This is a genomic window from Ruegeria sp. CDSC045 (genome assembly GCF_059610725.1).
The window spans coordinates 64,790-86,617 of record NZ_JBXWOE010000015.1 but is presented as its reverse complement, the minus strand read 5'-3'; the positions used below and the strand labels follow the sequence as shown (position 1 = coordinate 86,617).

Genomic DNA, 21,828 nt, shown 5'->3' with positions numbered 1-21,828 from the left:
AGCAATAACAAGTCAACTACTTGCCTGCGAGTTGGAAATTAAGAGCGCACCATGCAAAACGTGGCAGTTCACGAAGATTCTACCCTGCGTAACGGTTTTTCATGATCTTGCTCAGACGGTACGTGTTGCGATTTTTAAATGATCATTTTAATATGCTCCGATGGGTAGACCAAGATCATATTCACGCGAAGCTGTAGTTGAAAAAGCCATGGGTGTTTTTTGGCAGAACGGCTACAAAGCTGCATCGATAAGTGACGTTGTCCGCGAAACCGGGCTGAACACGGCCAGCATGTACAAGGAGTTTGGAGACAAGGAAGGATTGTTTTCAGCAGCTTTGGATCATTACCGCGATCATGTTATCGGGCCGCGCTATCGTATTCTGATCGACAACCCTAACTTAGAGGGCGTCGAAATGTTTCTCCGAAACGTTTTTTTGGGGGCCGCCAAGTCGGAATACAAGGGCTGCCTGATGATGAACCACCTTGCGCAGAAACATGTGATAAGTCCTGAGGCCGCTGAACAGGTGGGCGCGTTCTGCGCAGAAGTCGAGTCATTGGTTGAAACTGCTCTTCGTAATGCCCAGGCGGATGGAGATATCGGGGCGGAGAAGGACACGGCGCAGCTTGCGAGCTTTGTGGTTTTTTGCGTTCACGGGACCGTCTTGTATGGGCGGCACGACGAAAAAAAGCGCGTGATACCAAACTTTTACGACTTGATCATGAGGGAAATTCGCGAGTGAATTTCATCCCCTATTTATTTTAAAATTGATTTTTTAAAATAAATGTTCTAAAACTATCCCATCCAGATGGAGTTGAAGGCGACTACGCGCTGGACGTTAGTAAAACAGGGATAGGAGAAACACGATGAGTATTTCCGAAACGGCTATGGCCTTCTTTGATGCATGCGAAACAGGCAAAGGCTGGAACGTCTGCAAGACATACTGTCAGGACGGTGCCACTTTTACATGCGAAGCCGACGCATTGGCCGATATCACGACAATCGAAGATTATACAGCCTGGACGGCGGGAATTTTGACCCCAATCCCAGATGGCAATTACGACATCACCTCATTCTCGACTGATCACGAACGCAACATCGTAACGGCCACAGCAGTATTCAGCGGCAAACAAACCGGTGAAGGTGGACCAGTTCCTGCCACCGGCAAAGAAATCGCAACCAACTATGCCTACGTTATGGAATTTGAAGGTGATAAGATCGCCCGAATGACCAAAATCTGGAATGATGGGCACTCTCTAAAACAACTCGGATGGGCGTAGTGACGTCGCTATAGCGGCGGCGCCATTTAGGGGCTGTATTGCGGGAACTTGGTAACCACTTCTGGCTCTCACCGGCAACTTTGCGTCTGAGCTCCAGCCTACACACCATGATGACCGTCTATGGCGCATTTGGACCCAAAGTGGTTTTGAACCCTTTGTAGGTCAAAATAACCGCGCCAAACACTCTTTTGGGGAGCGTGCCATGTCAACACAAACTGGATATCTGTTGATCGCCGACATTTCCGGCTACACACAATTTTTGACCACTTCGGAAATGGATCACGCTAATCCGATTTTGCATTCCTTGCTGGGCGTACTGGTCGAACAGGTGGGTGATCCGCTCCATTTCTGGAAAACCGAAGGCGATGCCGTTCTGGCATATTCAACCCGGCAGGATTTCCCCTCCGGCGAGACCTTCCTGACCATCTGCGAGAATCTCTACAACGCATTTGCTCTTCGTCGGCAGGACATAATTGCCAACACAACCTGTACCTGCAACGCGTGTGCCAATGTCGGAGGGCTGGATTTGAAGGTTATCACCCATCATGGCCAGTTCGAAGAAATGCAACTTGGCCCGGTAAAAGACTTTTCCGGCGCCGACGTTGTTCTGGTCCACCGAATGGCCAAGACGAACGTTGTTGAAGCCACCGGTGTACGCAGTTACGCGCTGTTTAGCGAGGCCGCTGCAAACGCCATGGATATCAAAGGCATAGTGGAACCGTTTTCACAGGACATCGAACATTTTGGCGAGGTTTCGATGAAGGTCTACGATTTGGCTAAATCTTGGGAACGTTTGCGTGCCAACCGCGAGCGCCATTTTTTGACCAAGGAAGACGGAGTTTGGACCTTCAGCCATCATTTCGATGCTCCAATTGCAGTCGTCTGGGAGGCGTTGGTCGCGCCTGAACTAAAGCTGAAATGGATGAACCGTGTTCAGGATATCACCGTCGACAGCCCGCAAGGGCGCCTCAGCAACGGGTCGGAATATCATTGCTCTCACGAATTGGCGGACTTTTTCTATCGCATCACTGATTGGGAACCGTTCGACTATTTCTCGACCTGCATCCAGGATCCGGCGCGCACCGGGGTGAGCTTGCCCGAGACATATCAGCTGACGCAAACGAACTCTGGCACCGACATGCGATACACAATGGGTCAAGCGACGGATGCCGAGGGCAATAGGTCGGAAATCTCAGAACAGGAGGTTTCAGCGTTCCTGGCAGAATTCTGGGCCGCATCGTTCTCTGATCTGGACGAACAACTCAAGGCCTCGAAGTAAGAGCGCTTTGTTGGGACGGCTTATATTGCGTCGGCAACCGCGAAATGCTGCTCTCTGTGATGTGTATGATGTCTGACGCCATCACCTACCGAACATTGGAGCAACAGTAACGTTTTCCCATGCCCTGCTTCCCACGATCAATCCAACGGCCCTACCCGTCATAAACTCAGGGACAACATTTCACTCAGGGATTTCCACGGTTCCTACTATGTGGGTTCGCCTCAAAGGTAGTGCTTGGTACATCGACACAATGTCCGTCGTGGCTATGCCCTCGCCAGTCATCCCATCATAGCGCCCAGTTCCGACGATAATTTCCCAAGAGTTTGCCGCGCCTTTTTCACCTGCTTTCCAACGCATCGTGAAAGTGTCTTCGCCCTCACCAAAAATGCATATTCCGGAGATTGAGTTGGTCCCATCTTGGTAACCGAACCCCGATCCAAGGCATCGAGCAAGCCCGCCGTCAACAGGACCTTCGATAACTTCAAATCCTCCTTTGTTGTCGGCGATGTGAAAAATATGATCACCAAGGTCAAAGTCTTTCTGAGAAAGCGGATAGAAATTATTAAGCTCGATGCGTTGCTCCTCGGCACTGGTCGCAGTACTAGTAGCGGCCAAGACCGAGATCAAAATTAGGTTTTTCATTAAGGCCTCCTAAGGCTCCATTCACCTTAAGAGTATTAGTGACATTAGCAAACGACGGGCATGTTAATTTCCGCTATTCATGAGCGCCCGCTCGTCTCGACCCGCCAGTATTTGCGGATTGTCCGGGAATGGGTGAAGCCCATAGACCTTGAGGCGAGCACCAAGGGAACGCATTCTAAGAGGTGAACCAAGGTTACTCAGATCTGCAGAAACATTGACAATCTGCGCAATAAGCGACTTCTGCCTGGACATACAAAAATGGATAGGACGGTACGGTATCCTGGCCTAGAGTTGGAGAACACATTGGCCATCGCGGAAGCTTTTGAAATTTAGAGCCACAGGGTCTTTTTCCTAGACGGCCCAAACCGGACATTGGCTACTGGGTGGTGATGCTGCGGTCGCAGCCCGCTTTGCAGTCATTCGCTGCGAGAGCGAAGTCCTTGGCGCGCTGAGCTCACACAACGCGAGACTTGTCGGACTTTCCCGAAGCCCCCTTAACTTAAACGGAAGTTACCTACTGGTTCTTGGTGGTGCTAGTAACCGCACGCCAGCCTTCCTTTGGCGGCCTGTCTAACAGGTCTTGGGCGCGGGCCATCATGGCGACTGAGGCGGGGTCTCCGTTTCGCGCCTGGTCTGCGGCCGCGAATGCGGCAACGGCCTCTTCAAACCGCCCTGTCCGATAATGTGCAAGGCCCTGTTCATAAGCCTCTATCCAGGCAAATGATCCAACACGCCCATCCGCCATTGCGATCAGTTCGTAGACCACCAGCTCTTCAACACGTCCAAACACGGTAAGCGTGTCCAACTCACGGACCACGATTGCGTCAGCGGCCTGTCGCCTCGTTTCCGGCCCGACCAGGATCAGCGTTCCATAGTCTTTGTTGGCCCCTTCCAACCGACTGGCAACGTTCACGACATCACCAATCGCGGTGTAGTTCAACCGCTGCTCTGATCCGATATTTCCGACCAGAGCCTCGCCGCTGTTCACCCCGATCCTGACGCGTAGGGGGTTGCCGGCCTCATCTTCAATTCCGGACGCGCCCACCGCAGCGACAAGATCCAGCGCTGCGCGGCAAGCATTTTCAGCGTGATCAGCATCTTTACGCGGCGCCCCCCAAAACGCCATCACGGCATCGCCTATGAACTTGTCGATCGTCCCACCGTTTTGAGTAATGGCCGCTGAAGCTGCGCTGAAGAAGGGCTCCATCAGCTGGACAATATTTGGGCCAAGTTTTTCGGACAGCCCTGTGAAACCCGCTACATCGCAAAACAACACAGAGATCTGTTTCATTTCTCCGCCCGGCTGTATCTTGATGCCCTCAGCAACCAGCATACGCACGAGATCGGTGGGCACGTATTTTCGGAAAGCGGACAAACCAGCGGCCATGCTCGCGGTTGCCGCAGAAAGATTGGCAAGCTCAGACAGTCTGGAGGGTCTGCGCTCAATGCGTTCGACGTCAAAGCGTTCGATTTTGCCAAGATCTTCGGCGATGCGTGCCAACGGATTTGCGACAATGCTTCGGATCAGCCAGATCGCCAGCCCGGTTGCGACGACTACCACACCGATCAAAACGTATATCAAGTTTATCAGCGCTTCATCGATGCTCGACAGAAACGCCGCTTCGGGTATGACCGTGGCAACGCGCCAGCCGTAAAACCCCAGTGGCGTCAGCGCCACCGCATAAGGCACGCCGTCGATGACGACACGTTTCGTCAACGTGCCCTGGGCATTCGCTTGGGGGTCTGCCAACAACCTTTCGCCTGAGATCATGGCAACTTCATAAAGCTTCCCTTCGCCCATTCGCGCCGGGGTAATCTCATCCGCTTCTGCATCAGGTACCGCAATAACTTTGCCGTCAGCGTTCAGAATAAATGCCGCGCCGAATTCGCCGGGCGCAAGCGTGGCGAGAAAACGTGACAAACGATCCGTTTCGATTGCAACAGCCAGAACACCTTGCCGCGTTCGGTTGACGTCTATCGGACCAGCAAAGGCGTAAACGGTTTTTTTACTATCCGGAAGGTCGCGCGTTTCGATCCACCCCGCAGAGCTGAGCCCCATGAAGTTTTCAAACCAGGCGTGTTCGCGCGGATCATAGGATGTTTCAGTAAAGGCCCGCTCCTCGAACTGAATGTCACCCGGGATAAAGATGTAGCGATCCCTCCGCAGCATTCGATCGCGGATTCCCTTGTCGATTTCAATCATCTCAAGCCCGCCGTCACCTAAACGGTGCGACGCGAAAAAATTGCCATCGGGCCAGCCAAAGAACATCCATGAGATATTCGGCTGCGCCTGCAGTTGCGACAGAAAAACAAACTCGCGCTTGTCGGCCTGTCGCGTCGCGATGACGTTCTGGACAAAGATCGTGCGAACGGCTGCCCAGGCGGCTTCGGCCGACCTAAGCGTCACCCCCACCTCGATGCGGACAGTGTTCGCGATCTGGCCGTTGATTTCAGCTGCAAGCATGCGGCTATTGTCGCGCGCAGTCGTCCACCATAGGGAATGGACAATAAAGGTCGACACTCCGATAGACACAGCCACCAGAATTGACACAGCGATGCCCACGCTAAGTCGCACTTAAATCTCCGCCAAATAACTCATATTCTTCAGTATTGAATTGAGATTGCTAGGAGGGCATAACTTTCTTAGACCTATCCCGAAATCTCACGCAACTGTTAGGTAGCAGCAAAGCATTGTGTTGAAGCGGACGCTTGAACACTGACTACTGTAGCTAACCTTTGCGATTTTTCCAGACGCTGTGTGCAAATGAACGGGCGGCCCGAACCCGCCATTGGCAGATTTGTCCCACCACTGCGCTGCAGCTCATCAAAGGAGACATTCGCCGCAGCCACGAAATCGGCAGGTCTACGAACTAACAGCTCGCGAAAGGAATCTGCCGTTCATCTACTCTGCCCTTCCGACCGCATATTGCGGGAAGAGCCACCGTTGGTCCGAATTCGCAAGTTCGGTATGATCTTAGCGGCTTTGTCGCAAAATTCTCTGAAGTGTGAGGGCTGGTTGGAATTTATTAAGTTCAAGCGGTTAGGTTCGCAAACTGCTTGAACGGGCAGATTCCGACTCCGAACTAACCCTTCCTGATCATCTGCGCAACTTCAATCCCATCGAGCGTTGCAGAGGCGGACGCAGTTTCGCTTCTGGCGACGTGCCTTGTCGGCAATCAATGGCGCATATTTGACGATCCAACGGTTCAGCGTCGCGTGATCAACCTTAACTCTGCGCTCAGCCAGGATTTCTTCCAGATCCCGATACGACACTGAGTAGCGCAGATAGAAAAACACCTCGTGCAAGATCACATCTTTTGGGAAATGCGAGCCCTTGAATGAGATCGTCACCGGATGCTCCTGTCAATTTTGGGCTGGTCATAAATGTTGTTTTCTCCAGTGACAGAATAATTAAGTCTATTGAGAACCAGTACCGCCAACTACTAATCCAAGTATATAAGGGCGCCTCTTTATAAACGTGGCCTTTGTGCCGAATGGGCAAAGCATTGGTTTTTCACCCGTCGCGCAAACAAACCGCACCAGGGAATGGCGAACGACATCTAATCTGATCTCTAGACGGCGGCGGCTGCTACCTGAAGGGTGCGTTGTGGGCTAACACTTGCCAGATCTCAGGCGTTAACCCTGGATGCTAGCATTGGATTGAGTTCCCTTTCAGCACATCGAAGCCAGCTATCTAGCGCTCACCTGTAGAAAACTTGACAGTTACCGGGTTTGCGCCTTTAACGCGCAGCTCCGCCACATGCTCACCTGGCTTGGGTACATCGATCCAAGCATCCAGATCTTTGGCGACCTTCTTGCCGTCCAGATACCATTCAACAGATTTTACTTCGGTGCGGCCAGTGAATGTACCCCAGAGATGCAGCGGTCGGTCCGGGCGCACCACTTGCCCCTCAGAGGGGTGAATAATGGCGAGTTCGGGTGGCGCTGGTGGCAGTTTAACTTGCTTGGTGTCTGCCGTTGCGGTGAAGTAACCGTCATGAGCAAGGACCCTAATCCAAACCTTGTCGACTGGAATGGTGTTGGGGTCGATCTCAACGCTGTTACCTCTCGCACCAACCCTGAGCCCGTTCCAGCGTTCACCATCAGAAGACCATTGCAGCCAAATATCGGGATCGTAACCACGCTTGGCACCGGTCGTTTTCCAGGAAACCTTTAGACCAGACTTGCCAATGCTGGCTTCAGCCGAAGCCAATTTAACCAGCCGTGCCGGTCGCTTGCGCTCCCATATGACTGCGTCCCCCTGGCAGATGCGGATAGCAATTCCAGAGCCGACATCGCCCATTGCCGCAATGAAACTATACGGCGGTTTAGGCGGATCCTTTTTATCGCCTCCGCCGCAACCGCAGCCATCGCCATTGGCGTCGTGATTATCCATTGTGAACACCGGCGCAGATGAGATCACCTCGTCCTTGTCCCCGATCAACTGCAAAACTAGATCGGTACGGGCGCCAGACATACGCAAGGGCCGGGTTGGAACCCGTACGAGGCTTGCGACCGAGACCTGCATGTCTTTGCCGACTTCACCCACGATCGTCACGAAAGGACGCATCTGGTCTTGCCTGTCGACTTCCATGGCGCCTGCCCCCTCCGAGCTGCCGCCAGACACGCCCGTTGCCAGCGCCACCGGGTCAAATTCGGCGCGGTTCAGCATATAGTTATGCGTAAAGATCGAGACCCACCGCGGGCCGCAATAACCCATCAGATCCTCACTGTTGGCTGGCCGGTGTATTGTCCCGTCATTTGTGTCGAGGCCGTATTCGCCGATGCTCGCATCCGAATAGACAGTGTTGCCGTTGCTGTCGGTCGTTGTCATGCCGGTATCGTAAGGCTCGTAAAGCGGGTAGCTCGCGTTTGGCGTGCCGACCGTGCCACATGGGGCATGTGGTAAACCCGCCTGATGGCCCAACTCATGCGCCAACGTGACCGGGCTACCGGACAAGCCAGCGCCGTTGCCGCCGCTGGCGCATCCTGTGTTGCCATGCGAGCGCGGGATCGCCGCATTGACCAATCCATAGTAAAGCCAATCGCCCTGATTACCGTCATTCGTGCGCGCGTTAGCCACGAAATTCAGGATCGGCGTCCAGTTGGGATCGCACCCCCCCGCTGGGAAATTGTTGTTTGTCAGACCTTGTGTTGTTGTCTGACTGTCGATGATCCGCACGTTGGGCGTACTGCCTACCGGGAAAACCCGAAGGGCAAAGCTGGTATCAGCGGCAACTTGCGCTGCGTTGGGGGCAGGCAAGGTAATATTGGCGCCGCCGCCCATCGGTGGACCGTTATAGCCAATTGTGACGGCTGCAACGCGCAACTCTTGCTCAAGGTCGACATCAACAAGCTGTTGGGCCGTGCCGCTGCCTCCATAGCAATCGTCTGGCGACGAGACAGTGATAGAAAGGCGCAAGAGCCCGGTCATCACGTTGGCAGGGATAATGAAGTTCAGCGTCGCATCAATGTCGCGTCTCTCTGCGTCGTAGCTCGAGAAACTGTCCTGCGCTGTCACCGGGGCATTGGTCGGAACGATATTGGCCACCGTGGACCAGATCCCACCAACCCGGCGTTCCACTTGAAGTGTGCCACTGACATTGCCGAGCTGCCCATTATCGAAATTCGGATCCTGTCCACTGCGCAGATATGTCCGCACCCAGGCCGATTTATTGGCAACAAGTTGAAGGGAGTTGTCCGGGCCGCGGTCAGCTGGATCAGTCAGATGCTGGTTGGCTCGGAAATACTGAATCGCCTGCGTTACCTCGACCCCGTCGATGGATAGATCCGGCGGGTTCTGGAAAACGAGGTCTAAGCCCTGACTTACTGTAGGAGGTTTACATTTACCGGTCACGACGATTTCGACCCGCACTCGGGTCGTTTGGTCGAAGTCAGTCTGATCGAAGTCCCAGCGTCCCAGATCGGGGGCCGGCGAAATCTGTGCAATGGCAGCGCCGGTGTCTGTATTGACGATGCGCACAGTAACTGAGTCAGCGGCGCAGACCTTCCAGCGGATTTTCAGAACCTCGCCGGGTAACAGGCAGTCGTCGTTTTGATGCCCTTTGACGATAAACTTGAGAATGTCAGCGCTTGTGCCTTCGAACTCAGCCAACATCGTGCCGCTTTTTCGATAGTCCAGGAAACGATCGCAGACGCTGATCGTTTGGGTCGGAGGAATGATCGCCAAACCACATCCTGCACTGGACGGGACGATCACGCAGATGCGTTCGTCTGACCACGAGGTCGGCATAGCGATCGGACCGGGGTTCATCGTGCCATGCTGGGTGAATTGCACTTGCCCCGCAATATCGCCAAACCCGCACCCGCAGATCGCAACCGTGTCACCGGGGCAGGCACGCTCTGAGTTGATCTTGGTCACGGTGTAGCATTCGATACTGCACCAGTTTCTATATGCATCCGTGATGCAATCCAGGATGGGCTGGCGGACACAAGTTTCACAGCAAGGCACTTGTCCGCAAGGGGTTTGACCGGTGCAGATGCACATCACATATTCGAGCAGATCCTTAAAATGACGCCCTGCGTGCGGCTTCTTGCAAATCAGGTTGACAGCTGCTTCATGAAGCGCGGTCAACACCTGGAACCGGCAACGTTGTTCAAGCAGCGCGCCGACGTATTTGATCATTGTTGGTCTGTGACCACAGGATACATGCATGGCCGCAAAGACCATCAAGCTCATGTCTTTGTCAGCGATCAGAGACTTACCGGTCGGGCAGACATGGTCGGAACAGCACACCGGGTTGGGTTTGGATTTGATGGGCCTACAGCTGTCATCATTGCAGTCGTCGGAAAAAATGTCCTGCAAGATACCGCCTGCATCATCCCCGGATGCGCCGCCACAGCCGCAGCCTGTTGGCGACGTGGCACAAAGAGCATTGAGGACATCCACATAGCGCCCCTTGGCAGCGACGTCTCCGTTCAGAACACTCCAGGCATCACTAAGCGAGTTGTCAAAAATCGCAAGCGTCGGGCGGATGCACTCAAAGAAGTGAGTGCGCTTGCGCAGCAACCGATCAGCATCCGCAAGCTCAAGCGCTTCCTCAATGTCATCAAGAACGCTTTCTGGCAAAAACGACTTATCCGGTGCAGCCCAGCTTAACGGGCGCCTCAGGTGACACGCCAGCTTCTTTGCCGGGATGGCGACGTCGATTTTAATATCGTCGGTGCAGGAACAATCCTCAATCTTGAGCCGGGCTTTATGGATGCGCACGCCATCGCGGTCGCGCAGCTTTATCCGCAATTCCATCGGACCTGCACATCGACAGTCTTCGGGTATTTTCGACGAATCCACTATGAGCACAAATCGGCCATCGGCGGCCGTCAGGACGCATCCAAGATCGATCTTACAGCCGTCTCGCTTGCGCCAGCCATCCCCAAATACCGCCTGAATCTTGACCAATATACCGTGTACGGGCTGACCGTTCTCCTGTTGGGTGACACGACCGAAAACAGATTGAATAAGACTGGACATAGCTAAAGTAAGCCTCCGTTTTAAAAATGAACTTCTGTCAATTTCTCTTGGGAATTGCGCCAAATAGGACGCTTTACACCAATCTCGACCAAGTGTGATTTGCAAATTTGGAATAGTGTTAATGCTGTTTAAATATGCTTTTATTTTGCGCCAAAATACCCAAAATGTCAATCAGGTGCCACCTAGGGCGTCGCCGCTCGGAGGCATTAACAGCAATGAACACCGCACTCCTTCCGCACGGTGCCAAGTGCAAAATGCCGCACAGCTCTGACGTGAAGAACTGGTTATTGTGCAATTTTACCGCGCACGCAGCCGCAAGCACTGAGCGGCCCATAAGAGACATTCGGCACCCTGCAGGGATTCTGCGGTCGCAGCCCGCATCCCGGTCATTCGCTGCAAGTGCAAACTTTGGCGCTGCTCGAACTCACACATTGCGGGACGCAGCCGACTTTCGCTGCGAATGCGCCTACGGCTGCTTTCGGAAATTGGCCGGGCTGAAAGGCTCTTGTCCGTAATAGAGCTGTGACGTTTGAATTTGTTACTTTTTGCCTTATTGGACGGCCATAGAAACTCGATCGTGTCTTGGGGAGCATCCGAATTTGCGTGCATATTCCCGCGAAAACTGGGCCGAGCTTTCGTATCCGACGCCATAGGCAATCTCGGACACTTTCGACCCGGTTGTGCGCAGCTCGTTGCGGGCCTGCATCAACCGCAGGTCCTTTTGGTATTGCAAGGGAGACGTTCCAGTGACCGCCTTGAACTGCTCAAAAAAGGCCGAGTTGCTCATACCAACACGCCCGGCAAGCTCGGGAACACACAGTGACCGACCCAGATCAGAGCGGATTTCGTGTGTCGCTGCAAAGATTTTGCTGGCCACGTTTTCATGCCACACCAGTTTCTGAAGCGTGCTGCCATGCTTGCCAATCAACAGGCGGGCATGGATTTCCCGCGCTGTTATGGGGGCGAGCATGCACCGTGTCTCATCGGTTTCGCACTGTTGGAAATAGCGCAACAGCGCGTCCTGTAACGCATCATCCGTATCTGCGAGGCAAATCGAAAACGGGTCCGATACACGGGCACCAGATGACGGTGGCAGCGACGACGCCAAGGCGCGCATCACATCCAAATCCAAAGGGAATACGAGTGCGACATAGGGATGCTCGGGCGTTGCGTTGGTAACCTGCGAGACCACGGGCAAGGCATTGCTGACGATCAATGATTGCCCAGCCCCAACTGTCAGGATTCTCGTGCTGGTGCCAACCTGCTTTGCGCCCTGCAGCACCGCACACAAAAGAGGACGGTAGACATTGGCCTCTTGTTGGGTTGGCGTCGGATGGGTCAGGAACACCGTCCCGCTTTCTTCATGCTGAAGAACGCCCTGGCCGATCCCTTTCTGGTCAAGCAGTGTCGAAACGTAGTCCAACAAATCCTGGGGTTCCATGTCCGCCTCCCTTGGTTTGTCCTCCTTTAGCATGGGCGCAGCCTTAATTTCTTAAAAAAACTCCGTTTCTGGAGAAATGTGCTAACTTTTAGGAGAATAGAAAAAGATTCCCACAGAATTCTTGAGTATTATGCGCAGAGGCATCAGGGGATCAAAGATATGAAGACCATTCTAATTACCGGCGCGTCGTCCGGTATCGGCGCGGCAACGGCCCGGTATTTTCAGGCCAAGGGATGGAACGTCGTTGCCACGATGCGGACCCCTACCGGCGGCTCGGATCTTGCCAATTTGGAGAACGTCCACCTGGCGCGGCTGGACGTGACGGATGCCGACTCAATCGCGACGGCCGTGGCAGGGGGCATCGAACGCTTTGGACAGATCGACGTTTTGCTGAACAATGCAGGCTATGGGGCCTATGGCGCGCTCGAAGCCTTTACGATGGACCGCATCCGACGCCAGTTCGACACCAACGTGATCGGCTTGATGGAGGTGACCAAAGCGGTGCTTCCCCACTTTCGTCAAAACCGTTCCGGCACGGTGATCAATATCTCGTCTATCGGTGGGCAGATCACCTTCCCGCTGGGCGCGCTTTATCACGGTACCAAGTTTGCGGTGGAAGGTCTGTCCGAAGCCCTGCACTACGAGTTGGAACCGTTGGGCATACGGGTGCGTATTGTTCAGCCTGGCATGATCCAAACGAATTTCGGCGGCAGCTCGTTCGATTTTGCGATGGATGAAAATCTGTCAGACTACGTGCCGATGGCCGAAGCTATGGGGCGCCTGTTCGGCAAACTCGCATCGAACCCTTCTGCGCCAGAGACGGTTGCCGAGATGATTTGGGACGCGGCCAACGACACCGGCGACCGTTTGCGGTATCGCGCAGGACCTGATGCCGAGGCTTTGCTGGATGCCCGCAAACAACAAGACGATGCGGCGTTTATCGGGGGCATTAAACAAAAGATGGCGCCCTGAAACACGACGTGACCCGTCATCAAGAGAGGGAACAACATGTACCAAAAAGCAATCGATAAAGGCGGCCTGGCTGTTGTCACCGGGGCGGCAAGCGGCGTGGGCTTCGCTGCGGCCAAACGGTTCTTGCAGGCGGGTCTGGGTGTTGTGCTGGTCGATCTTCCGGGAGAGGCGCTGGACAAAGCCGAGCCGGATTTGATCGAACTGGCGGATACGTCCCAGACGGTTCGGGCGATACCCGCGGACGTGACCAACGCCGCAGCCATGACGGATCTCGCCGATCAGGTCTTTGAACTCGGAGAAGTGGCTGTCTTGATGAATAATGCCGGGATTGCGTTGCCGACCGGCAGTTGGGAAAACAGCGAGAACTGGCGGAAACTGATAGAGGTCAATCTGTTTGGCGTCATGAACGGAGTGCACGCCTTCCTGCCGCGGATGATCGCCACAGCGCGCCCTGCCGTGGTCATCAACACAGGCTCGAAACAGGGGATCACCACGCCGCCCGGAAACGCCGCCTATAACACCAGCAAGGCCGCTGTGAAGGTCATGACCGAGATGCTGGCCCACGAGCTGCGCGAGGCGGGTGCCGAGATCAGCGCCCATTTGTTTGTGCCCGGCTTTACCTACACGGGCATGATCCAGAAGCTCATGCCCGAAAAGCCCGCGGCGGCATGGTCAAGCGACGAGGCGATCGACTATCTGCTGCAGCGCATGTCGAACGGAGATTTCTATATTCTCTGCCCCGACAACGATGTCTCAGAAGCCCGCGACAGGAAACGCGTCGAATGGGCCTTGGGTGATATTATCCATAACCGGCCCGCGCTGTCGCGCTGGCATCCTGGCTATGCGGATGCCTTTGCCGCCCACGAGGTCTCGGAATAGCCGCTCCATAAGTGCGGCCGTAAATGGAGCCAACAAAACTGCTATCCAAATCACAAGGCTTACACCTCGTCGAAATACCTAGCGGACATTCGTACGAAGCGCGGCAACTGAGACTTCGGGCTCTCCTTAAACCTATGCCGCGACTTGCACCGAGGGCCGCTCTGGTACGAAACGACTTTTGCGGCACGCGTGTGAACAGACAAAACGCGGGACAATCCGGACACTTGGATGAATGGCGACGACGCGCATTTCAGCACATCGCTCCGATCGGCTAGGCAACGACCGCCGAGGTCACGACAGACGGAATTGGCACGTCCCATTCAGGACCCGCACCGTGCTTTGCCAGAACTTTGGCCACAACTGCCGCTCGGATTGCGGCCGAATTCGTTGTAGGTTGAGGGCGCAAAAGGGCGCCACCTCGGGCCGTTCCTTCAAGAAAAAAATCGAACGGTGCGCCCGGATCACTAACCTGCCATTTCGACGCGACGAAGGTTTGATGGCAATCTGAAAAACCGGCCTTGGCGAGTACGGGAAAGGCGATAGTCGGATCGGCATAATCATTTGCCCCGGGACCCGGTGGCAAGGCAATCTCTGGCGACCCGTGTTCCTCAATGGCGCCAAAAACATACCCCAGTGCAGTGTCAACTTCGGGCCCGCACCACACCGAATACGCCAGCCGACCGCCGTCGCGCAAAACACGGCGAACTTCTGCCAACACTTTCGGGGGGTCCGGCATATGCGGCATTCCAAAGCCAATTGTTACAGCGTCAAACGTATTGTCTTCAAAGCTCAAGGCCATCGCATCGCCTTCAACGAACTGAGCCTGTGGCACCGCCAGCCGCGCCATCTCAAGCATGGCGGGTGAGAAATCAAGGCCCGTTACGCGAGCACCTGTGTTGAAAAGGCCTGCGGATACATTGCCATGTCCGCAGCACAAATCGAGCACACGAGTGTCCGGTCCAGCACAAACCGCAGCGACCAGGTGTGGGACAACCATGTCCGCCGCCTTGGCAAACACCTCGGCATAGGATTGTGCCACATCGCACTTGGCCCATTCGCGCCTTTCGAGGGCGGCAAATGTGTCCTGTTCCTGATTGTCAGGCATCCAACATCTCCTCAGTCGCCACGTTTCGGAGGACCGCCGAAAGGGGCAAATTGTCAAGTTCGCCAAATGAAATGGGCATTCGCCGTCATTTGCGGGTAGGTTGCTTTGGGTGCAAAGCAGTCGATTGATGCGGTATCAAAACCCCATTTTTTGGTTCGCTTCGTGAATTGTACAGCGTGTGGGACTAAATTAACTTCCATCGCATCTATTCTGCAGCAGCGCTTCTGCAATAACACGATGCTCGGATGGGGACCTCTGCCCTAGCCAGCGCTTGATCAAGCAACTCCGCGACGTGGCGCCGCTCAACCTCTTCTCCGCGGGCCTCAAGGCACTCGTGCAGCCCGTGGAGCGACCAGACGTTGCGCGGGTGTTGAACCGGGCGTGGCAGGGTATCATCTAGACCCAGATCTGCGCGGTAGATCGGCTCGGCCTCGGCGAACCGGCCCTGATCCATCAGCAGGGCAGCCAACGCATGCCGCGGTGGTTGCATCCAGCCCCAGGGTTCATCGTAGACCAGCCCGTCAGACGCAGCGATGGCCGCCTCCAGAAGTAGAAGGCCGTTCTCAACCTCGCCTGATTTGTATAGCAACTCACCTTCGGCCATAGCCGCCGCAATTTTCAAGACGTCGCGGGCTTCGTTGTTGAACATGAAGCGATCCTCGCCGACCTTATCCTGTGCAGCACGGAATTCCGCAAATGCCGCGCGGGCCTCGTCGATGCGCCCCAGGTTGGCCAGGGCGACGGTGCGCCCGTAATGGGTCAGCGCGGTAGTGAAGCAAAAGAGCGCCTGATCTTCAGGAAGCGTCTCATCCAACAGCGCCTGCCACATGCCGAACCGCACCAACACGTGAATACGCATACCCCAGAAGGCTTCAAACAATACGGGAAGGTACGCGACCGTTTCGCGCGGCAGGACTTCCTGCAGCCGCGTTGCAGCGGCAAGCGCCTGCGACTTTCGCCCCATGAACATCGCGCCGTAGGCCTCAAAGTGGATGTTATGCAAACGGTAGACAGTATAGAAATTCTGGGCTCCCGCGTAGGCTTCATATGCTTCGTCAACTTCCGCGGCCCGGTGATTTCGCCAAATGACATTCTGGTAGTCACCACACAGCACGTCGATGTGCGTCCCCATATGCACCAGATGCCCGGAATCCGGCACAAGATCCAGCAGGCGATCCCCATGCGACAGGGCCAGCTCGGGCCAGGGCGACATCTCCATTAGGTGGATATAGAGGTGCAACAACCCCGGATGGTCCCAAGCGCCAGCGTTGTTTGAGAATGCGGTTTCGAGAACGTTTCGCGCCTCTTCTGTCGACGCGCCGTCTGAAGGTTGATTTTTCTCAATGTCCCAAAGCCCCCAGGGGGTGCGATTCATGAGCGCCTCAGCAAACACTGTCGCCACCTCAAGGTCGTTCGGGTGGGCCGCGTAGATCGGGCGCATCGCATCAGCGAATGCGTCGTTCCACGGACCGAAATCCTCGACTTCCGGGTCGGTCGGATACCGCGCCGTGAGCGCCTCGATCATCGCTGCGGCGACTGTGTTGATGCCTGCTTGCGCCTTGGCCGTCGACAGGGCTTCGTGCGCTTCTTTCAGGACCGAAATCCGCTCCTCAAGCTCGAAAAAATCCCACTCTTTGTTGTAGTTTGGACCAATCGCAAAGGCCAACCCCCAATAGGCCCACGCACAGGCGCGATCCGCTGCAATCGCCTTGCGAAAACAATCCGCCGCCTCTTCGTGGTTGAAGCCAAAGGTCCAGTTCAGACCGCGGTCGAACCACGTTTGCGCTTCATTTGATGCGGATGCGCCGGGCCGTGAATAGGTCCCAAGGTCGAAATAGCTCATGCGCCCCCCCCAAGCATTTGAAAATGAACATCTTATTCAAAACCGTCAAATTTCGAACGATCGCGTTCGACGTCCTTCTGAACGGTCTAGCGGCGTGCAGGCCACTTCATCTCCAATCAATGGAGATGAGCAGAGATTACATTTCTCGGTCCCATTTTCCAACACCCAGCCGGAATTGACATGCGCGAAGTTGGCTTTTGATGACCCAAAATGGTGATTTCGAGTGATAGGCCCAGAAAACCCAGTTCTCCGATATAGTCGTAGATAGATAAAGGCCGCTTTGGACTCTCTGCTGACGACTCATAGCCAATAGATGACGAGAGCTGCGAGGGCGATTGCTGAGAGGAAGACCTTCGGGCACCTGTCGTAACGGGTTGCCACACGGCGCCAATCCTTGAGCCTGCCAAACATGATCTCGATCCGGTTGCGGCGTTTGTATCGGCGCTTGTCGTACTTCACCGTTGTCTTGCGCTGCTTCCGACCGGGGATACAAGCGCGTATCCCTTTGTCTTGCAACGCTTTTCGGTGCCAATCGGCATCGTACCCGCGATCTCCGAGTAGCCAATCGACATTCGGTATGCCGCTGAACAGAGCCCGAGCACCGATGTAGTCGCTGACCTGTCCTGCGGTTATGAACAGGTTCAGCGGGCGTCCCTGACTGTCGCAGATGGCGTGCAGTTTGGTGTTCAAGCCGCCCTTGGTTCGGCCAATCAGGCGTCCACGCCCCCCTTTTTGACGCCCATGCTGGTCGCTGTCCGATGAGCCTTCAGATAGGTCGCGTCGATCATTACAGTCTTCTGTTCGCCGTGCTCGGCGGCCAGACCGGCCATCATTCGCGCGAAGATGCCCTTGTCGCTCCACCGTTTCCATCGATTGTACAGCGTCTTGTGCGGTCCATAGGCGGCAGGGGCATCCCACCACCGCAAACCTGCGATTGATGAAGATAATCCCGCTCAACACACGCCTGTCATCGACGCGCGGCTTGCCGTGGGGCTTCGGGAAAAACGGCTCCAGACGCGCCATTTGCGCATCCGTAAGTCAGAAGAGATCAGACATGTTCACCGCTCGTTTTTGAACCGTGAATCACGCCGCAAAACGGAAATCAATGGGTCCAGACCCTAACAATCAACTTGGACCAGTCAGATGAGGCTGTTCAATGTCTGCTTCCAATTCGGCAATACGAAACCGTCGTTTTCTATGATCGTAGTTAGGGAACTCACTTATGCTCCGTATTTTTTAACGCGGATTACATCGAGGGGAAACGCTTCGCTGCACAGGCGACCAAACCTATGCAGCGGCCCATTCAGCTCGCTGAGGCAAGTGATTTCTTGGGATCGTAAAACGGGATCGGCACGACAGTGCACATACGCATTTCGCTCAACTTATCTACCTGTAGGACCCCGCCTGATGCTGCGTAGTCGATGCTGATCATCGCAAGTGCGATGTTCTTTTCCAGTCTTGGGGAATAGATCGCAGACGTGACCGCGCCGACCTGCACGCCACCCTTGATAATGGGCCAAAAGAAATCATTGGATCCGATAAAAGGATCACCGTCAATTTCCAGACCGACTAGCTGTTGCGACACGCCCTGTTCCTTGATCTTGGTTAAGGCCGCCTTGCTGACAAAATCAGCCTCCGTGTCCAGATCGACAAGACGCCCCATACCCAGCTCATAGGGGTTGTTCGCAAGGTTCATATCCGCGTGATACGACAACATGCCCGCCTCGATCCGGCGAATGCTCGATGTATGGCCGGGCTTGAGACCCAAAGGAGTGCCAACGACCATCAGATGTTCCCAAAGCCGGTCACCTTGTGATCCGTCGCGCAGGAAAATCTCGTAACCAAGCTCGCTTGACCATCCGGTGCGTGAAATAATCAAAGGCACGCCGTCCCAGTCAAATTCCATGAACCGGTAGTATTTGAGCTCGGTCGGGGCATCGCCAAAGGCTGCGCGCAGAACGTCGCGGGATTTGGGGCCTTGCAGCTGCAACGGTGACACGTCGGGTTCGGAAATCTCCACATCCATGCCGGAATTCACCGCAATACCGCGCGCCCAGAGAAGGACGTCACTGTCCGCAATAGACAGCCAAAAATGATCCTCGGCCAGTTTCAGAAGAATCGGATCGTTGATGATCCCGCCGCTCTGGTCGGTAATCAGTACGTATTTACATTGTCCGACCTCACATTTCGAAAGATCACGGCAGCTGAGGAATTGGGTGAACTTTGCCGCGTCCGGTCCTTTGATCTCGACCTGACGCTCGACAGAGACGTCACACAGGATCGCCTCATTGACCAGATTCCAGAAATTCTGCCTCGGATCGCCAAAATCGCGGGGGATGTACATGTGGTTGTAGACGGAAAATCCTTTGGCCCCCCACCGCAAGGCTGCGTCGGAGTAAGGGGATTTTCGGACCTGTGTTCCGAAGCTGAACTGGGCAAAGCTAAGTTCATGGGACATGACGTGTATCCAGTTAATTGTGTGGGAGGTCAGCTATTTGCGCGGACCAAATCTCGGAGTTCGTTTTTGCGGATTTTTCCGGTAATGGTCTTGGGCAGCTCACCAAAGATCACCTTCTTTGGCCGCTGGTATCCCGCAAGACGGGCTTTGGCGTGCGCCAGAAGCTCATCCTCGGTGGCCTCGCCGGAAAGCTCCACAAAGGCACAAGGCACTTCGCCCCATTTCTCATTCGGCATCGCCACGACGGCACAGAGGCTGACGGCAGGATGCGAATAAAGCGCCTTTTCCACCTCGATGGACGAAATGTTTTCGCCGCCCGAGATGATGATGTCCTTGGACCGGTCGCGGATCTCGATATAGCCATCGGGATGCTGCACCGCGATGTCACCCGACCAGAACCAGCCATCCTTGAAGGCTTTGGCGGTTTCCTCGGGCGCTTTCAGATAGCCCTTCATGACGATGTTGCCGCGAAAAACAATTTCGCCCAGCGTTTCACCATCCCATGGCACGGGCGCACGTGTGTCGGGGTTCAGGACCAGCACGTCTTCCTGCAATTCATACGCGACGCCTTGGCGGGCTTTCAGGCTTGCCTGTTCTTCCGCTGGCAGTGCTGCCCAATCGGGTTTTTTCCGCGCAAACCACCGCGGGGCCATAGACCTCAGTCAGGCCATAGACATGGGTGATCGAGATGCCCATCGCCTCCATTCCTGCAATCACACTGGCCGGAGGTGGGGCGGCGGCGGTCATCATATTGATATTTTGCGGAAAGTCGCGTTTTTCCTCTGCGCCCGAGATCATCGACATGATGATCGGCGCTCCGCAAAGATGGGTGACGCCATGATCGGCGAAGGCGTTATAAATCGCGTCGGCCCTTGGCGCACGTAGGAACACATGCGTCCCGGCCAGCATGGTGATTGTTCAGGGAAAGCACCAGCCATTGCAGTGGAACAGCGGCAGCGTCCACAGGTATACCGGATGATGCCGCATTTCCCATGTGACGACATTGTTGACCGCGTTGGTCCAGGCGCCACGATGGGAATAGACAACACCCTTGGGCCGTCCTGTGGTGCCTGACGTATAGCTCAGAGCAAGTGCGTCCCACTCATCCTCCGGCAAGGAATAGGCAAAATCCGGGTCGCCTTCCGCCAGCAGCGCATCATAGGTCAACGTGCCGATTTTCTCGCCGCCCGGGCCTTCACTATCCTCGATATCGATGACCAACAGGTCACGGCCCGATTGGGCGACGGCCTCAGCGGCCAGATCGGAAAATTCGGTATCGACCAACAAAACCCTGGCGTCGCCGTGATCCAGAATATAAGCGATCGTGCCCGCGTCCAGCCGCGTGTTGTTCGCGTTCAGAACCGCGCCCAACATGGGCACAGCCAGCGCGCATTCCAGCGCCTCGGGGATATTCGGCGCAATCAGGGCGACGGTATCGCCCTTGCCGATATCGCGTTTGGCCAGGGCAGAGGCCAGCCGTTTGCAACGTTCCGCGACCTCGCCCCAGTTGCGCCGGATGCGGCCACGGATTTGCGCCGGAAGCTCTGGATGCACGCGCTCGACGCGTTTGAGGATCGAAACCGGTGACAGGGCGGTGTGGTTCGCTGCATTACGGGCAAGCTCCGGGCCCTCGTAGATCATTCCCCGGTCCATTCAGGCATCGGTTCTTTGCGGGTGAAGGCCCCGATACCGGCCTCGGCATCTTTGGCCATCATGTTTTCCGCCATCGTGCGACCGGCAAAGGCGTAGGCCTCTTCCAGCGGCATTTCGAGCTGTTCGTAATAGGCACGCTTGCCGATCTTGACGGCGGACGGCGATTTGTAGGCAATGATCCTAGCCATTTCTGTGGATGCCGCTTCCAGTTCCGCCAAGGGCACCACGCGGTTAACCAACCCCATTTCGGCGACGCGGGCTGCGGGCAGGAATTCCCCCAAAAGCAACATTTCCATCGCCAGCTTGCGCGGCACATTGCGCGAAAGCGCGACCATCGGGGTTGAGCAGAATAGCCCGATATTCACGCCCGATGTTGCGAAAGTTGCGTTGTCGGCGGCCACCGCCAGATCACAGGACGCAACAAGCTGACACCCCGCCGCTGTGGCAATCCCTTTGACCTCGGCGATTACAGGTTGCGGCAAGCGCACCACCCGAAGCATCATCGCCGAACACGTCGCAAACAGGTCTTGGAAATACTGAAATCCACCGTCGGCATCCGCCCGGCGCGCCGACATTTCTTTGAGGTTATGACCCGCGCAAAAGTGATTGCCGCCGGTACGCAAGATCACTGCTTTGACACTGCGATCTTCTGCGATTTCGTCAAATGTGTCAGACAGAGCGCATAGCATCGCCTCTGACAACGCATTAATCGACTTGGGCGCGTTCAGAGTCAGAACGGTAACGCCATCGATGTCAGCCCGCAGGATCAAATCATCGTTTTGCATTT

13 protein-coding genes and 3 pseudogenes are annotated in these 21,828 nt (G+C 55.3%); 5 read left to right on the top strand and 11 right to left on the bottom strand.

Going from position 1 to position 21,828, the window contains the following annotated elements; genetic code table 11:
- Nucleotides 1-208 precede the first annotated feature (208 nt).
- The 3 genes from AC2FH6_RS20450 to AC2FH6_RS20440 all read left to right on the top strand — a co-directional run bounded on the left by AC2FH6_RS20450 (nucleotide 209) and on the right by AC2FH6_RS20440 (nucleotide 2,556).
- Complete coding sequence (locus AC2FH6_RS20450; RefSeq protein WP_496704068.1) at nucleotides 209-739, top strand: TetR/AcrR family transcriptional regulator; 531 nt, start codon at nucleotides 209-211, stop codon at nucleotides 737-739.
- Nucleotides 740-863: 124 nt separating this feature from the next.
- Nucleotides 864-1,277: an ester cyclase gene (locus tag AC2FH6_RS20445; protein ID WP_496704067.1), complete on the top strand. Its 414-nt coding sequence runs from the start codon at nucleotides 864-866 to the stop codon at nucleotides 1,275-1,277.
- A 202-nt stretch (nucleotides 1,278-1,479) separates the two neighbouring features.
- Nucleotides 1,480-2,556, top strand: coding sequence for a DUF2652 domain-containing protein (locus tag AC2FH6_RS20440; RefSeq protein ID WP_496704066.1), 1,077 nt, complete (start codon nucleotides 1,480-1,482; stop codon nucleotides 2,554-2,556).
- 180 nt (nucleotides 2,557-2,736) lie between these two features.
- Here the strand turns inward: AC2FH6_RS20440 and AC2FH6_RS20435 are convergent, their stop codons facing one another.
- The 5 genes and pseudogenes from AC2FH6_RS20435 to AC2FH6_RS20415 form a co-directional block, all read right to left on the bottom strand.
- The gene (locus tag AC2FH6_RS20435) at nucleotides 2,737-3,198 is read right to left on the bottom strand and encodes a hypothetical protein (RefSeq protein ID WP_496704065.1); all 462 of its coding nucleotides are present in this window, start codon (nucleotides 3,196-3,198) and stop codon (nucleotides 2,737-2,739) included.
- 514 nt (nucleotides 3,199-3,712) lie between these two features.
- Nucleotides 3,713-5,773, bottom strand: a complete 2,061-nt coding sequence (locus tag AC2FH6_RS20430) for an adenylate/guanylate cyclase domain-containing protein (RefSeq protein WP_496691954.1) — start codon at nucleotides 5,771-5,773, stop codon at nucleotides 3,713-3,715.
- A 572-nt stretch (nucleotides 5,774-6,345) separates the two neighbouring features.
- Nucleotides 6,346-6,549 (bottom strand): annotated as a pseudogene (locus AC2FH6_RS20425) (IS6 family transposase); the annotation flags it as partial.
- A 343-nt stretch (nucleotides 6,550-6,892) separates the two neighbouring features.
- Entirely contained in the window at nucleotides 6,893-10,690 is a 3,798-nt protein-coding gene (locus tag AC2FH6_RS20420) for a hypothetical protein (RefSeq protein ID WP_496704064.1), read from the bottom strand.
- 550 nt (nucleotides 10,691-11,240) lie between these two features.
- Nucleotides 11,241-12,131 carry an AraC family transcriptional regulator gene (locus tag AC2FH6_RS20415; RefSeq protein ID WP_496704063.1) on the bottom strand — a complete coding sequence of 297 codons (891 nt, stop codon included), beginning with the start codon at nucleotides 12,129-12,131 and terminating at the stop codon, nucleotides 11,241-11,243.
- Nucleotides 12,132-12,290: 159 nt separating this feature from the next.
- Between AC2FH6_RS20415 and AC2FH6_RS20410 the strand changes: the two genes are divergently transcribed.
- Nucleotides 12,291-13,103 carry an SDR family oxidoreductase gene (locus AC2FH6_RS20410; RefSeq protein WP_496703431.1) on the top strand — a complete coding sequence of 271 codons (813 nt, stop codon included), beginning with the start codon at nucleotides 12,291-12,293 and terminating at the stop codon, nucleotides 13,101-13,103.
- A gap of 36 nt (nucleotides 13,104-13,139) precedes the next feature.
- Entirely contained in the window at nucleotides 13,140-13,982 is an 843-nt protein-coding gene (locus tag AC2FH6_RS20405; RefSeq protein ID WP_496691950.1) for an SDR family NAD(P)-dependent oxidoreductase, read from the top strand.
- Between the two features lie 271 nt (nucleotides 13,983-14,253).
- Here AC2FH6_RS20405 and AC2FH6_RS20400 read toward each other — a convergent pair whose 3' ends face one another.
- The 6 genes and pseudogenes from AC2FH6_RS20400 to AC2FH6_RS20375 all read right to left on the bottom strand — a co-directional run bounded on the left by AC2FH6_RS20400 (nucleotide 14,254) and on the right by AC2FH6_RS20375 (nucleotide 21,826).
- A complete protein-coding gene (locus AC2FH6_RS20400) occupies nucleotides 14,254-15,087 on the bottom strand; it encodes a class I SAM-dependent methyltransferase (RefSeq protein ID WP_496704062.1) in 834 nt (277 codons plus the stop codon).
- A gap of 205 nt (nucleotides 15,088-15,292) precedes the next feature.
- Nucleotides 15,293-16,930 (bottom strand): hypothetical protein, encoded by a 1,638-nt coding sequence (locus tag AC2FH6_RS20395; protein WP_496704061.1) that lies wholly within the window; start codon nucleotides 16,928-16,930, stop codon nucleotides 15,293-15,295.
- 300 nt (nucleotides 16,931-17,230) lie between these two features.
- A pseudogene (locus tag AC2FH6_RS20390) lies at nucleotides 17,231-17,956 on the bottom strand (IS5 family transposase); the annotation flags it as partial.
- 277 nt (nucleotides 17,957-18,233) lie between these two features.
- Nucleotides 18,234-19,388: a glycine cleavage T C-terminal barrel domain-containing protein gene (locus tag AC2FH6_RS20385; RefSeq protein WP_496704060.1), complete on the bottom strand. Its 1,155-nt coding sequence runs from the start codon at nucleotides 19,386-19,388 to the stop codon at nucleotides 18,234-18,236.
- 29 nt (nucleotides 19,389-19,417) lie between these two features.
- Nucleotides 19,418-21,029, bottom strand: a pseudogene (locus AC2FH6_RS20380) (AMP-binding protein).
- Complete coding sequence (locus AC2FH6_RS20375; RefSeq protein WP_496704059.1) at nucleotides 21,026-21,826, bottom strand: enoyl-CoA hydratase; 801 nt, start codon at nucleotides 21,824-21,826, stop codon at nucleotides 21,026-21,028. Before AC2FH6_RS20375 ends, AC2FH6_RS20380 begins: the two are co-directional and overlap by 4 nt.
- Between the last annotated feature and the right edge of the window lie 2 nt (nucleotides 21,827-21,828).

Coding starts and splice junctions, on each gene's coding strand:
- AC2FH6_RS20415 (WP_496704063.1), bottom strand. CDS start 12,131: ATGGAACCCCAGGATTTGTTGGACTACGTTTCGACACTGCTTGACCAG.
- AC2FH6_RS20400 (WP_496704062.1), bottom strand. CDS start 15,087: ATGCCTGACAATCAGGAACAGGACACATTTGCCGCCCTCGAAAGGCGC.
- AC2FH6_RS20440 (WP_496704066.1), top strand. CDS start 1,480: ATGTCAACACAAACTGGATATCTGTTGATCGCCGACATTTCCGGCTAC.
- AC2FH6_RS20450 (WP_496704068.1), top strand. CDS start 209: ATGGGTGTTTTTTGGCAGAACGGCTACAAAGCTGCATCGATAAGTGAC.
- AC2FH6_RS20445 (WP_496704067.1), top strand. CDS start 864: ATGAGTATTTCCGAAACGGCTATGGCCTTCTTTGATGCATGCGAAACA.
- AC2FH6_RS20395 (WP_496704061.1), bottom strand. CDS start 16,930: ATGAGCTATTTCGACCTTGGGACCTATTCACGGCCCGGCGCATCCGCA.
- AC2FH6_RS20385 (WP_496704060.1), bottom strand. CDS start 19,388: ATGTCCCATGAACTTAGCTTTGCCCAGTTCAGCTTCGGAACACAGGTC.
- AC2FH6_RS20435 (WP_496704065.1), bottom strand. CDS start 3,198: ATGAAAAACCTAATTTTGATCTCGGTCTTGGCCGCTACTAGTACTGCG.
- AC2FH6_RS20375 (WP_496704059.1), bottom strand. CDS start 21,826: ATGCAAAACGATGATTTGATCCTGCGGGCTGACATCGATGGCGTTACC.
- AC2FH6_RS20405 (WP_496691950.1), top strand. CDS start 13,140: ATGTACCAAAAAGCAATCGATAAAGGCGGCCTGGCTGTTGTCACCGGG.
- AC2FH6_RS20410 (WP_496703431.1), top strand. CDS start 12,291: ATGAAGACCATTCTAATTACCGGCGCGTCGTCCGGTATCGGCGCGGCA.
- AC2FH6_RS20420 (WP_496704064.1), bottom strand. CDS start 10,690: ATGTCCAGTCTTATTCAATCTGTTTTCGGTCGTGTCACCCAACAGGAG.